Below are 13,072 nucleotides of genomic sequence, written 5' to 3' on the forward strand. Positions count from 1 at the left end.
ACCACCGACGCGACGCGGGGTGCCTTGGGAACCGATCACCCACCACCGACGCGACGCGCGGTGCCTTGGGAACCGATCACCCACCACCGACGCGACGCGCGGTGCCCTGGGAACGGACCACTCACCACCCACACGACGAGACGTGCAGTGCCGCGGGACAGACCACCCACCACCCCCACGATGCGAGGCAGGGGCAGCGGCGGCGAACCACCCCACGCCCCTCCGATGTGATGCACACCGCCGCGACCGTTTAGTAGCCTGCGTGAATGCGACGCTATGTGGCCGCCATCGATCAGGGCACGACCTCGAGCCGATGCATCGTCTTCGACCACTCCGGCAGCGTCGCCGGCGTCGCCCAGCGGGAGCACGAGCAGTTGTTCCCGCGGCGGGGGTGGGTCGAGCACGATCCCGAAACCCTTTGGCGCAATACGGAATCCGTGCTCGGGGAGGTGCTCGACGACAACGGGCTGAGCGCGGCGGACATCGCGGCGGTGGGGGTCACCAATCAGCGCGAGACGACCGTGGTGTGGGATCGCGAGACCGGCGAACCGATCCACAACGCGATCGTGTGGCAGGACACCCGGACCGCGGAGCTGTGCCGGGAACTGGGCGGGGAGGTGGGGCCCGATCGGTACGCCGACCGTACCGGACTGCCGCTGAGCACGTACTTCGCCGGGCCGAAGCTGCGCTGGATCCTCGACCACGTCGACGGCGCCCGCCGCCGCGCCGAGGCCGGTGAGCTGTGCTTCGGCACCGTCGACAGCTGGATTCTGTGGCAGCTCACCGGCGAGCACGTCACCGACGTCACCAACGCGTCGCGCACCATGCTCATGGATCTGCGCACGCTGCAATGGGATTCGAGCATCTGCGACGAATTCGGTGTTCCCGCAGCCATATTGCCCGAGATCCGTAGTTCGGCGGAGGTCTACGCTGAGATCGGCGCGGGGCCGCTGGCGGGGGTGCCGGTCGCGGGCATCCTCGGCGATCAGCAGGCAGCCACCTTCGGGCAGGCGTGCCTGGAACCGGGCGAGGCCAAGAACACCTACGGCACCGGCAATTTCATGTTGCTCAACACCGGGACCACCCCGATCAAGAGTGAACACGGCCTGTTGACGACCGTGTGCTATCGCCTCGGCGAACAGGACGCGGTGTACGCGCTGGAGGGTTCGATCGCGGTGACCGGCTCGCTGGTGCAGTGGCTGCGCGACAACCTCGGCATCATCTCCTCCGCCGACGAGATCGAGGAGTTGGCCCGCTCGGTCGACGACAACGGCGGCGCGTACTTCGTCCCGGCGTTCTCCGGCCTGTTCGCCCCGCGCTGGCGGCCCGACGCGCGCGGGGTGATCGCGGGCCTGACCCGCTTCGTGAACAAGGGACACCTCGCGCGAGCGGGCTTGGAGGCCACGGCCTTTCAGACCCGCGAGGTCGCCGACGCCATGCGCGCCGACGCGGACGCGGCGAACCTCGGGCTCGAGCTGACCACGCTGAAGGTCGACGGCGGCATGGTTCGCAACGAGCTGCTCATGCAGTTCCAGTCCGACATCCTCGACGTGCCCGTGGTCCGTCCGGTGGTCACCGAGACCACCGCCCTCGGCGCGGCCTACGCGGCGGGCCTGGCGGTGGACTTCTGGTCGGGCACCGACGAGATCCGCGCCAACTGGGCCGAGGACAAGACCTGGGAGCCGACCATGTCCGCCGACGAGCGCGAACAGCTCTACGCCGACTGGAACAAGGCCGTCGAACGCACCTACGACTGGGTGGACTGAGCCGCGGCCCGGGCGAGCCGCTCGACCGCCTCCCGCAGCGTCGCCGCCTCGGACGTGGTGAAACACAGGCGCATCGAGCCGCGGTACCCGTCGGACACGGCGAACGCCGAACCCGGGACGAAGGCGACGCCGTGGTCGACCGCGCGCGGCAGCAGGGCGGCGGTGTCGGTGCCGTCGGTGAAGTCGACCCACACGAACATCCCGCCCGCGGCGTCGGTGCTCACCACCCGATCGCCGAACCGTTCGCGCAGCGCGCCGACCAGGGCCTGCGCGCGTTCCCCGTACATGCCCCGCACCTTGTCCACATGCCCGCTCAGCCACGACTCGTCGGCCAGCAGGTCGGCGGTGATCTGCTGGGTCAGCGCCGAACCGCACAGGTCCGCACCCTGTTTCAGCAGTTCGACGCCGCGGCAGACCGCGTCGGGGGCCACCATCCAGCCCGCGCGCAGGCTCGGCGCGAGGATCTTGGAGGCGCTGGAGAGCCGAATCACGTTGGGCGAGTAGGTCGCCACGGGCGCGGGCGCGGGCCGGTCGAACCACAGTTCGCCGTACGGATCGTCCTCGATCACCCAGAAGCCGTGGCGCTCGGCCAGATTCGCGAGTTCGCGGCGGCGCGCGGCGCTCAGGGTGACGCCGCGCGGATTGTGGAAGTTGCTCACGGTGTGCACGACGGCGGGCCGCTCCCCGGCCGCGAGCAGGTCGGCGAGCGCGTCCACGCGCATGCCCTCGGTGTCCAGCGGCACCGCGACGATGCGCGCGCCCGCGGCCCGGAACACTTGCAGCGCACCGACATACGCCGGATCCTCCACGATCACCAGCGCGCCGGGATCGAGCAGCACCTCGGCCAGCAGCGACAGTGCCTGCTGCGAGCCGTGGGTGACGAACACCTCGGCGAGCGGAACGGTCCGCCCCAGCCGCGCGGACTCGCGGGCGGCGAGGACCTCGCGCAGCGGACCCCAGCCCGCCGATTCGGTGTATTGCAGGCGGGACCGATCGGCCAGCGCGGACTCCGCCGCCAGCGCGATGCGGTCGCGCGGCATGAGTTCCTCGTCGGGCAGGCCGCCGGCCAGACCGATGATGTCGGGGCGGGCGGTCAGCTTCAGCAGATCCCGGATCGCCGAGCTCCGCAGACCGTCCAGGCGCTGGGACAACGGTGGCGTGAGCGTCGACATGGGGTACCTCCGGGACATCGGGCGATCATCCAATGTCCCATATTCGACCCAAGATCTGAAATTGTTATCCCATTATCTGAGATTCATCAGATGGCCACGATGCCCCAGACCAGGTTCTTGCCGCCCTGATTGACCGTGGTCACCAGCTGGCGGTAGAGCGTGGTGCCGCCGTCGGGGCGGAAGGAGGTCAGCTCGGTGGTGAAGCGGTCGGGGGCCAGTTGCTCGATCCGCAGGCAGAATCGGGTGCCCTGCGGGATGTCGGTGTCGATCGCCTGCTGGATGCTCTCCGCCGGGGGGACCCGGTCCGAATCGGGCGCGACGAACGAACGCACCTTCGCGCCGCTGCGGTCGACGAAGAAGGCGTGTTGGAAGCCCATGATCGCCCCCGCTCCGCTGTCGGTGTCGCCCGCGCCGTTGCCGATGATCACACCGCCGGTGGTGCTGGCCGGGCAGTTCATGGCCGAGGTCGTCGGATTGGTCGAGGACGGCGGCCCGGCGACGGGGGCGTCGGTGTCGCTGCCCCGGCTCGCGAACACGATCACCAGCACCACGACGACGATGACCACGAGCGCTGCGGCCGCGCCGCCGATCCACACGCCCCACCGGCGTTCGGGCTCGTCCTCCGGGGCCTCCGGCTCGGCGGCCGGGGTGGGACGGGAGGCGATGAGCTTCTTCGCCAAATCATCGTCGTCCCAGAGGGATTTGCTCGAGCCGCGCGGCGCGGCGGGCGCCACCTTCGGCGGTGTGGGCGGATACCCCTCGGGCGCGGACTTCCACCACGCCTGCGAGCCGGAGGCCGGTTCGCCCGCCGCGGCCGACTGCTCCGATGTGCCGGAGTCGGGCGCGCGGTACGGCGGACGAGCGGGCGCGACCGGCGGCCGCTCCGGAACGGCGGACTGCTCGGCCGCCTTGGAATCCGACGGGGGCACCGGCCGCGCGGGAGCGACGGGCGGTGCGGACACCGTCGAATCCGGCGCGCGGTGTGGCGGCGGCACCGGACCCGCGGGCTGGTCCCCCACAGTCGAACCCGGCGCACGATATTGCGGCGGCACCGGACGCGGGGGCTGTTCTCCCAGAGTCGAATTGGGCGGCACCGGGCGCGCAGATTGTTCTCCCGGAGTCGAACCGGGCGAGGACACCGGGCGCGCGGGTTGTCCCCCCGGATTCGAACCGGGCGGGGGTACCGGACGCGCGGGCTGTTCCCCCGCAAACGAACCCGGCGGGGGTACCGGGCGCGCGGGCTGGATCGGGTGGTTCGGTGCACTCGAATCCGGGGCGCGGTACTGCGGGGGCAGTGGGCGGGCGGGGGTGGCGTCGGCGGGTTGCCAGCCCAGTGTCGGGCGGTCCGGTTGGTCGGCGGGCGACCAGCCGACGGGTGGGGCCGGGGCGGGGGGCGTGAAATCCTTGAGGGGAGGCCCGAATTCGGAGACCGGTGGCCCGAACGCCGAATCCTGTTCCTCCGGATCCGGCCGCTCGGAATCACGACGGTTCGCGTCGTCTGCGGAACCCATCACCCGTCCCTTCCCCATGACACACGCGTGGGGCGGTCACCGACCGCCCCACGCGTTGTTACCCAGTCTGTGTGTCAGTACTGAACGTCGCCGCCCCACTGGGTGGTGAGGCCCCCGACGTTCACCGTTGCCGGAGCGATCTCGCCCTCCGGCAGCCTACCAACTCGGCCCGCGGCGTCGAGCGCCTCGGAACCGAACGGCTGCTGGCGGATCCAGCCCTCGACCGCCGCCTTGGCCGCGTTGGCCTGGGTGGTGTCGATGTAGGTCTCCGCCTTCGCGTCCTCGCGGTCGGTGGCGTGGGTGTAGTAGGTGAGCTTGATCTTGTTGGGCTCCACGAACTCCACCGAGGCGCCCGCGTCACCGGAACCGGTCGGCGTGCTGTAGCCGATGGTGCCGACGTAGCCGTCGAGGTTGGAGAAGTGGTGGGTGTTGGCCACGAACCCGGGCAGCAGCGCGCCGCCGTCGACATTGGCGCCGACCTCGGTGTGCGGACCGGTCATGGTGACGACCGGCGCGGCGGGGGCCTGTTGCAGGCTCGGGGAGTTCCAGCGCTGCTGCTGATCGCCCTGGCCGCCGGTCAGGTTGTCGCTGTTGCCGCCGCCCTGCTGCTGCGGCTGTTGCTGCTGCGGACGGCTGGGGGTGGTCGGGCCCTGCGGCTGCTGGCCCGGCTTCAGGTCCTGAGATCCGTTGGGCGCGTTGGGTTCCGGGGCCGTCTGCGGGGGGTTGTTGTTGGGGTTGTTCTGCCCCGGCACCGGCAGCGGCGCGACGCGCGGGTTGGTGACGCCCGGCTGCTGCGGTCCGGCCATGTCGGGGCCGTTGGGGTTGGTGGTGCCCGGCTGCTGCGGCGTGGTCGTGCCCGGCTGCTGCGGGGTGGTGCCCGGCTGGCTCGGGCCGGTGCCCGGCTGCTGGGGCGTGGTGCCCGGCTGGCTGGGGCCCGTACCCGGCTGCTGCGGCGTGGTGCCGGGCTGGTTCTGCTGGGGGTTCGTACCCGGCTGATTCTGCTGGGGATTCGTGCCCGGCTGGTTCGGCTGCGGCGGGGTGCACGGATTGCCTTGTCCCGGAGCGCAATCGCCCTGCTGCGGGGCCTGCTGCTGGACATTGCCCTGCTGGACGTTGCCCTGTTGGGTATTGCCCTGCTGGACGTTCTGGTCCTGCTGGGCGCCCTCGGTGGGAACCGGCGCCTGATCCGCGGGCGCCGCGTTGGCCGGTGCGGACAGGATGGTCGCGACTGCGGCCGCGGTCGCCAGAGGCAACGACGTCGTGGCCATCGCTCGCTGCACCCGACTCGGCTTACGATGCTTCACTGCTCGTCCATACCTTTCCCGAGCTCGCCGTCACCCGAGACCGGCCGCTCTCCTGTTGTCCCTCATCGGATGGCCGGACCGCGCCCTGCCGCGACCCCGTGGGTCATCCGCGGACTCCGTCGGGAAAGACGCATCCCCCGTGCACATCTCTGCCGGAAGTGAACCATACGAACAACATTCAGGCAACACGGATGTAAAGGCCACGGCGGCAGTAACCTCCGGGCGAATCAGCCCAGGTCGTCGTGCCGCATGAGCTGCCGCGCGGCCTCGGTGATCGACCCGGACAGCGAGGGGTACACCGAGAACGTCTGCGCCAGATCGTTGACGGTCAGGTTGTTCTGCACCGCGATGGCGATGGGCAGGATCAACTCCGAGGCGATGGGCGCGACGACCACGCCGCCGATCACCACGCCGGTGGCGGGCCGGCAGAAGATCTTCACGAAGCCGCGGCGCAAACCCGACATCTTGGCGCGCGGATTGGTGTTCAGCGGCAGCATGACCGTGCGGGCGGGCACCTCGCCGTTGTCGATGGCGTTCTGGCTCACGCCGACCGTGGCGATCTCGGGCCGGGTGAACACCGCCGAGGCGACCGTCTTGAGCCGGATCGGCTGCACGCCCTCGCCGAGCGCGTGATACATCGCGATCCGGCCCTGCATGGCGGCCACCGAGGCCAGCGGCAGCAGGCCCGTGCAGTCACCCGCGGCGTAGATGCCGGGCACCGAGGTCCGCGAGACCCGGTCCACCCGCAGGTAGCCGCCCTTGTCGAGCTGGATGCCGATGCGCTCGAGGCCGAGGTTCTGGGTGTTGGGGGTGGAACCGACGGTCATGAGCACGTGCGAACCGGTCACCGCGCGGCCGTCGGAGAGTTTGACCACGATGCCGTCGGCGGTGCGCTCGACGGCGTCGGCTCGGGCCTGTTTGACCAGTTCCACGCCGCGTTCGGTAAGGGCGTCCTCGAGCACCAGGGCGGCGTCGGCGTCCTCGCCGGGCATGATGCGGTCGCGGCTCGACACGACCTTCACCTTCACGCCCATCTCGGTGTAGGCGGAGACGAATTCGGCGCCGGTGACGCCGGAACCGACGACCACCAGGGTGCTCGGCAGCTCCTTGAGGTCGTAGAGCTGACGCCAGTTCAGGATGCGTTCGCCGTCCGGTTCCGCGCCGGGCAACACGCGCGGGTTCGCGCCCGTGGAAATCAGCACCACGTCGGCCTCGAGCACGCGCTCGGTGCCGTCGGCCAGCGTGGCCCGGACCAGATGGGTGGCCAGACCCGCGATCTGGTCGATCAGTTCGCCGTGGCCGTTGAGGACGGAGACGCCCGCGGCCTGGAGCTTGGAACGGATGTCGGAGGACTGCGCCTGCGCGAGCATCTTCACGCGGGAATTGACCTCGCCCAGGCGCACCTTCGCCTGCGCGGGATGCAAGGTGATGCCGAGGTCGCGGGCGCGGCGCAGATCGGTGCGCACGCCGGTCGAGGCGATGAAGGTCTTGGACGGCACACAGTCCCAGAGCACGCAGGCGCCACCGATGCCGTCGCGGTCGATCACGGTGACCGTCGCGCCGTGCTGAGCCGCGACCAGGGCCGCTTCGTAACCTGCCGGGCCGCCTCCGATGATCGCGATGCGGGTCATGTGTACCTCCGCTGTCGAGCTGTGCAACCGGGATCTCCGGTCTGGGTTCAACTTATCGGTCCTGCTCCGGGCAGGTTCGGTCGCACCGCCGGTCACGGTCGGCAAATCGAGGGCCGAAGCGAGGCCATCGGGCGCAGCGGCCGCGACTGTTCGATACCCTTGCTGGGTGCCGATATACGCCGCCTACGGATCCAATATGGATCCCGAGCAGATGCTCAAGCGCTGTCCGCACTCGCCCGTGTACGGAACCGGCTGGCTGGAGGGTTGGCGCCTGACCTTCGCCGGGGACGACATCGGCTGGGAGGGCCCGCTGGCAACGGTGGTCGAGGAGCCCGGCTCGCGAGTGTTCGTCGTGCTGTACGACGTCTCCCCCGAGGACGAGATGAGCCTGGACCGCTGGGAGGGCTCGGACTTCGGCATCCACAAGAAGATCCGCCTCCGCGTCACGCCCAACCCGGGCACGGGCGGGGATTCGGTGCTGGCTTGGCTGTATGTGTTGGACGCGTACGAGGGCGGGCTACCGTCGGCCCGGTATCTCGGGGTGATCGCGGACGCCGCCGAAAAGGCCGGGGCGCCAAGCGATTACACGCATGCGTTGCGGACCCGCAACAGCAGGAACGTGGGGCCGGGGACGTTCGGGATGTAGTCCTCGAGGTCGGCCCTGGGGGCCGACCTCGAGGAACAGGGGGTGGGGACCCTCAGCCCTGCAACGCCACGTTCGTCAGGACCCGCACGCCGACCGCCAGGGCCCGCTCGTCGATGTCGAAAGTGGGTTGGTGCAAATCCAATTGGGGACCGGTGCCGGACCAGACGCCGAGGCGGGCCATGGCGCCGGGGACCTCCTCGAGGTACCAGGAGAAGTCCTCGCCGCCGCCGGATTGGGGGGTGTCGGAGAGGGAGCCGGGGCCGAGGGTGCGGATGGCGTTCTCCAGGATGCGGGTGGACTGTTCCTCGTTGACCACCGGGGGGACGCCGCGCTTGTAGTTCAGTTGGTAGCGGACGCCGGTGGGGGCGAGCAGGCCGTCGACGATCTCGCGGACCAGGGGCTCGAGCAGGGACCAGGTGGCGTGGTCGCCGGTGCGGACGGTGCCGGTGAGCATGCCGGTCTGCGGAATCGCGTTGGGGGCCTTGCCCGCCGAGACCGCGCCCCACACCATGACCGTGCTCGTGCGCGGATCGATGCGGCGGCTGAGCATTCCGGGCAGACCCGTGATGACCGTGCCGATCGCGTAGACCAGATCGCTGGTCAGATGCGGCCGCGAGGTGTGCCCGCCCGGCGAGTCGAGCACCAGCTCGACCGTGTCGGCGGCCGAGGTGATGGCCCCGACCCGGACCCCGACGCGCCCGACCTCGAGGCGGGGATCGCAGTGCAGCGCGAACATGCGCGACACGCCCTCCATCGCGCCGCTGGCGACCATATCGATGGCCCCGCCGGGCATGACCTCCTCGGCGTGCTGGAACACCAGCCGCACGCCGACGGGCAGCCGCGGCACCTCGGCCAGCGCGAGGGCCGTGCCCAGCAGGATGGCGGTGTGCGCGTCGTGGCCGCAGGCGTGCGACACGCCCGGCACGGACGAGGCGAAGGGCAGGCCGGTGTACTCCTGCAACGGCAGCGCGTCCATATCGGCGCGCAGTCCGACGCGCGGGCCGTCGGGACCGATGTCACAGATGAGGCCGGTGCCGGTGGGCAGCTTGCGCGGTTCGAGTCCGGCCTTCACCAGCCAGCTCTCGATGAACTCGGTCGTCGCGAACTCGGTCCGGGACAGTTCGGGGTTGGCGTGGATGTGCCGCCGGAACCCGATCAGGTCCTCCGAGTGCTCGCGTAACCACGCGTCGACGGCCTTCCGCCCCGACGACGCCTCTTCCGGGTCCGCCACATCCGCGGCGCAACCCCCGCTCGTGCTCACCGAATCTCCTCCTGTCGCTGAACGCTGCGCTCCAACAACCTGGCCCTGTGAAATTGATCGTTCGCTATCTGTATCGCGGTACGCGCCAGGGCCGTAGCCCCGTCGATCACCGCGAGATCCGCGGACGGTGTCACGCACGCCGCCGCGAACTCGGGCTGATGCGTGACCGCGCCTCCGGCATCGAGCCCGATGACCGGATGGATGCCGGGAATCACGTTGGTGACGTTGCCCATATCGGTGCTGCCCAGCGGCCGAGCCGCCTCCAGCTCCGGCGCGAGCGGTACGCGTCCCATTCCGACGATCTGCTCGCGGTATGCCCACAGTAGTCCCGGATCGGGCGTGAGCTCGGTATACGTGGGCGCGAGCGTCCGGATTTCGTGGGTACACCCGGTCGCCAGCGCGCCCGCCTCGAAACACGCCGATGCCCGTCGCATCAACTCGTCGAGGGACACGGAATCGACCGCCCGTAGGTAATACAGCAGTTCCGCCTGTCCGGGCACGATATTGGGGGCAACACCACCCGATCCGACTATACCGTGAAGTTGCTGTCCGGGCCCGAGATGCTGCCGCAGCAAGCCCAGAGCAACCTGCGCGACCGTCACCGCGTCGCCGGCGTTGCGGCCCTGGTCGGGCGCGGCGCTCGCATGGGCCTCGCGGCCGTGGTACACGATCGACAGATCGGCCAGCGCCAGCGAGCGCGCAGCGACGATATCGGCCGGGCCCGGGTGGACCATGAGGGCCATCGCGATGTCGTCGAACACGCCGCGTTCGAGCATGAGGACCTTGCCGCCGCCGCTCTCCTCGGCCGGGGTGCCCAGAACCCGCACCGTGATTCCGCACACATCCGCCACCGCGGCCAGCCCGAGGGCGGCGCCGACGGCGGACGCGGCGATGATGTTGTGCCCGCAGGCGTGGCCGATCTCGGGCAGCGCGTCGTACTCGGCGCAGATGCCCACCACGAGGTCGCCGCTGCCGTAGCTGGCGACGAAGGCGGTGTCCAGATCGGCGACCGGCGCGGCGATCTCGAAGCCCCGCTCCCGAAGCGGCGCCAGAGTCTTTGCGACACTGCGGGTTTCGTGGAAGGCCAGTTCCGGTTCGGCGTGGATGTCGTGCGCGAGCGCGACGAGTTCGGCGGCCGCCGCGCCGATCGCGGCGTCGGCGGCAGCGGTCACCGCGGGATCCGCGGGCGCGACGACATCCGCCCCCGCGTCCCGCGTTTCGGCCGTCCGGTCCTCGCGGCTGCGTGGCATGGCACACAGTGTTGCACTGCGGCCGCCACCGCGCCTATCGGGTTATCACGGCGCGAACGCGAGGTTCTCGTCGGTCGTGGGGACGGTCAGGCCCTCGAGAGTGCGCGCGTGCAGGGCCCGCTTGATGACCGGCAGATTGGGTTTGCGGTTGGGCGCGAGCGCGGTGGCCCGCGCGACCGCGGTCGGCAGCACCTGATCGGCCGCGGCCTGATCGTCCACGATCCCGGCCGCGATGGCCGCGTCGGCGCCGTAGCGGCGGCCGGTGGTCATGGCCTCGACCGCGACCTGATTGGCCAGCCGCCCGGTCACCAGGGCGTTCATCGCGACGGTGAACGGCATGCCCAGATGCACCTCGGGCAGGCACCAGAAGCCGCGATCGGACCGCATCACGCGGAAGTCGTGCGCGAGGGCCAGCATCGCGCCCGCGCCGAAGGCGTGCCCGTTGAGCGCGGCCACGGTCGGCAGCGGGAAGGCCAGCAACCGGGTGTAGAGCGAGTGCACCCGGTCCAGGTACCAGTTCTTGCGGTCGAGGTTGGCGAACAGCCAGTCGGTGTCGAGACCGTTGCTGTAGAACTTCCCGGTCGCGACGGTGACCAGCGCCGCCGGTCCCGACGACGCCTCGACCTCGTCCAACAGCCCGTGCAGGGCGTCGATCCACTCGGGGTGGAAGCGGTTCTCGTTGTCGGTCTGACCCTCGCTGCCCAGGGAGAGCACGAAGACGTCCCCGTCACGTTCCAAGTACGGCATGCGCCGAGAATATCCCTCGAAGTTACCGGCGAGTCGGGACCGGTACGCGTTGCAGGTCCTCGGCCACCACCAGCTCGCCGTCGAAGTACTTGCTCGCCTCGATGCGATGGCCGTCGAGGTCGCCGTAGCGCTGTGAGAAATGCGTGAGCACCAGCGTGCGCACCCCGGCCGCGGCGGCCGCCCGCGCGGCCTCGGCGGCGGTGAGGTGGCCGTAGTCGCGGGCCAGGGCCGCGTCGGCGTCGAGGAAGGTCGCCTCGATGACGAGCATATCGGCCTCGTGCGCCAATTCCTCGACGCCCGAACACATTCGGGTGTCCATCACGAACGCGAAGCGCTGCCCGCGCCGGACCGTCGAGACCTCCGCGAGTTCGACCACCCGCCCGGTCGGCAGCCGCAGCGTGCCCTCGCGCTGCAACCGCCCGACGTCCGGACCCGAAATGCCCAGCGCGCGTAGGCGTTCCGGCAACATGCGGCGGCCGTCGGGTTCGACGAGCCGATACCCGAAGGTGTCGATCCGATGCGAGAGCCGCACGGCCTCCACGCGAAAGGGCGCGTCCGGCAACGGGATCGGACCCGGCGCGGTGACCGGCCGCTCCCGCAGCCCCGGGAACCACGGGACGACGTCGCGCAGCCGCTCGAAGAACTCCTGGCCCGAACCCGGATAGCAGACGTCCACCGGATGCGGCACCTGATCCAGATTGAGCCGGGCCAGCACACCGGGCAGTCCGAGGCAGTGGTCGCCGTGGAAATGCGTCAGGCAGATCCGCGTGATCCCGGTGGCCGACACGCCCGCGAACTGCATCTGCCGCTGGGTGCCCTCGCCGGGATCGAACAGCAGCCCCTCGCTGTCCCAGCGCAGCAGATAGCCGTTGTGATTCCGCTGCCGAGTCGGTACCTGGCTGGCCGTCCCCAGCACGACGAGTTCACGCACGCCCCCATCCTGCCCCGCCCGTCCCCCGGGCGCGCGGACCTTCGCGCCGGACTATCGTGAGCCCATGCTTGCCGCACAGGCCGCCGAGGCGATCGCCGAACGAACGGGAGTATCGGGCCACCGGATCGCGGTGGTGCTCGGCTCGGGCTGGCAGGACGCCGCCGCCGAGATCGGCAGCCCCACCGCCTCGGTGCCCATGGCCGAACTGCCCGGCTTCGACACCCCGACCGCGCAGGGCCATCAGGGCACCGTGCATTCGGTGCGGGTGAACGACGCCGACGTGTTGCTGCTGATGGGCCGCCAGCATCTCTACGAAGGTCACGAACCCGCGCAGGTCGTGCACGGCGTGCGGGCGGCGATCGCGGCGGGCGCGCGCACCGTGCTGCTGACCAACGCCGCGGGCGGTATCCGACCCGGGCTGCGGGTCGGTGAGCCGGTGCTGATCGCCGACCACCTCAATCTCACCGGCCGCACCCCGCTGACCGGGGCCACCTTCGTCGATCTGGTGGACGCCTGGGACCCCGGATTGCGCACGCTGGCAAGGGAAGTCGATCCCAGCCTGACCGAGGGCGTGTACGCGGGCCTGACCGGCCCGCAGTACGAGACGCCCGCCGAGATCCGCATGCTCGCCACCGTCGGCGCCGATCTGGTCGGCATGTCGACCGTGCTGGAAGCGATCGCCTGCCGCGCCGCCGGGGCGCGGGTGCTGGGCATCTCGCTGGTGACCAACCTCGCCGCGGGCGTGACGGGCGAACATCTCTCGCACGCGGAGGTCCTCGCCGAGGGGCACGCCGCCGCACCGCGATTGGGCAAGCTGCTGCGCGGCGTGCTGGAACGGCTGTAGGGCAGGGAC

General features: G+C 70.5%; 11 protein-coding genes. 3 read left to right on the forward strand and 8 right to left on the reverse strand.

Going from position 1 to position 13,072, the window contains the following annotated elements:
* Nucleotides 1-266: 266 nt before the first annotated feature.
* On the forward strand, nt 267-1,766 hold the full coding sequence (glpK, locus tag ACFYTQ_RS19205; protein ID WP_387362490.1) for a glycerol kinase GlpK: 1,500 nt from the start codon (nt 267-269) through the stop codon (nt 1,764-1,766).
* On the opposite strand, the gene ACFYTQ_RS19210 is transcribed toward glpK, so the two are convergent.
* From ACFYTQ_RS19210 to ACFYTQ_RS19225, 4 genes are all read right to left on the reverse strand, one after another.
* Nucleotides 1,748-2,938, reverse strand: coding sequence for a PLP-dependent aminotransferase family protein (locus ACFYTQ_RS19210; protein WP_387362492.1), 1,191 nt, complete (start codon nt 2,936-2,938; stop codon nt 1,748-1,750). The two genes, glpK and ACFYTQ_RS19210, sit on opposite strands and share 19 nt — an antisense overlap.
* A gap of 86 nt (nt 2,939-3,024) precedes the next feature.
* A complete protein-coding gene (locus tag ACFYTQ_RS19215) occupies nt 3,025-3,900 on the reverse strand; it encodes a hypothetical protein (RefSeq protein ID WP_387362494.1) in 876 nt (291 codons plus the stop codon).
* 623 nt (nt 3,901-4,523) lie between these two features.
* Nucleotides 4,524-5,717 carry a hypothetical protein gene (locus tag ACFYTQ_RS19220; protein ID WP_387362496.1) on the reverse strand — a complete coding sequence of 398 codons (1,194 nt, stop codon included), beginning with the start codon at nt 5,715-5,717 and terminating at the stop codon, nt 4,524-4,526.
* A gap of 263 nt (nt 5,718-5,980) precedes the next feature.
* Nucleotides 5,981-7,411, reverse strand: coding sequence for an NAD(P)H-quinone dehydrogenase (locus ACFYTQ_RS19225; protein ID WP_387362498.1), 1,431 nt, complete (start codon nt 7,409-7,411; stop codon nt 5,981-5,983).
* 139 nt (nt 7,412-7,550) lie between these two features.
* Here ACFYTQ_RS19225 and ACFYTQ_RS19230 point away from each other — a divergent pair, with 139 nt between their 5' ends.
* Nucleotides 7,551-8,030, forward strand: coding sequence for a gamma-glutamylcyclotransferase (locus tag ACFYTQ_RS19230; RefSeq protein ID WP_387362500.1), 480 nt, complete (start codon nt 7,551-7,553; stop codon nt 8,028-8,030).
* Nucleotides 8,031-8,082: 52 nt separating this feature from the next.
* Here ACFYTQ_RS19230 and ACFYTQ_RS19235 read toward each other — a convergent pair whose 3' ends face one another.
* The 4 genes from ACFYTQ_RS19235 to ACFYTQ_RS19250 form a co-directional block, all read right to left on the reverse strand.
* Nucleotides 8,083-9,261, reverse strand: a complete 1,179-nt coding sequence (locus ACFYTQ_RS19235) for a M20 family metallopeptidase (RefSeq protein WP_387363068.1) — start codon at nt 9,259-9,261, stop codon at nt 8,083-8,085.
* 26 nt (nt 9,262-9,287) lie between these two features.
* A complete protein-coding gene (locus tag ACFYTQ_RS19240; RefSeq protein ID WP_387363071.1) occupies nt 9,288-10,463 on the reverse strand; it encodes an amidohydrolase in 1,176 nt (391 codons plus the stop codon).
* Between the two features lie 123 nt (nt 10,464-10,586).
* Nucleotides 10,587-11,288: an enoyl-CoA hydratase-related protein gene (locus ACFYTQ_RS19245; protein ID WP_387362502.1), complete on the reverse strand. Its 702-nt coding sequence runs from the start codon at nt 11,286-11,288 to the stop codon at nt 10,587-10,589.
* A gap of 22 nt (nt 11,289-11,310) precedes the next feature.
* Nucleotides 11,311-12,219 (reverse strand): ribonuclease Z, encoded by a 909-nt coding sequence (locus tag ACFYTQ_RS19250; protein WP_387362503.1) that lies wholly within the window; start codon nt 12,217-12,219, stop codon nt 11,311-11,313.
* Between the two features lie 64 nt (nt 12,220-12,283).
* On the opposite strand from ACFYTQ_RS19250, the gene ACFYTQ_RS19255 reads away from it, so the two are divergent.
* Nucleotides 12,284-13,063, forward strand: a complete 780-nt coding sequence (locus ACFYTQ_RS19255) for a purine-nucleoside phosphorylase (protein ID WP_387362505.1) — start codon at nt 12,284-12,286, stop codon at nt 13,061-13,063.
* Nucleotides 13,064-13,072 lie beyond the last annotated feature (9 nt).

The sequence above is a fragment of the Nocardia sp. NPDC004068 genome (assembly GCF_042874315.1).
Taxonomy (GTDB): domain Bacteria; phylum Actinomycetota; class Actinomycetes; order Mycobacteriales; family Mycobacteriaceae; genus Nocardia.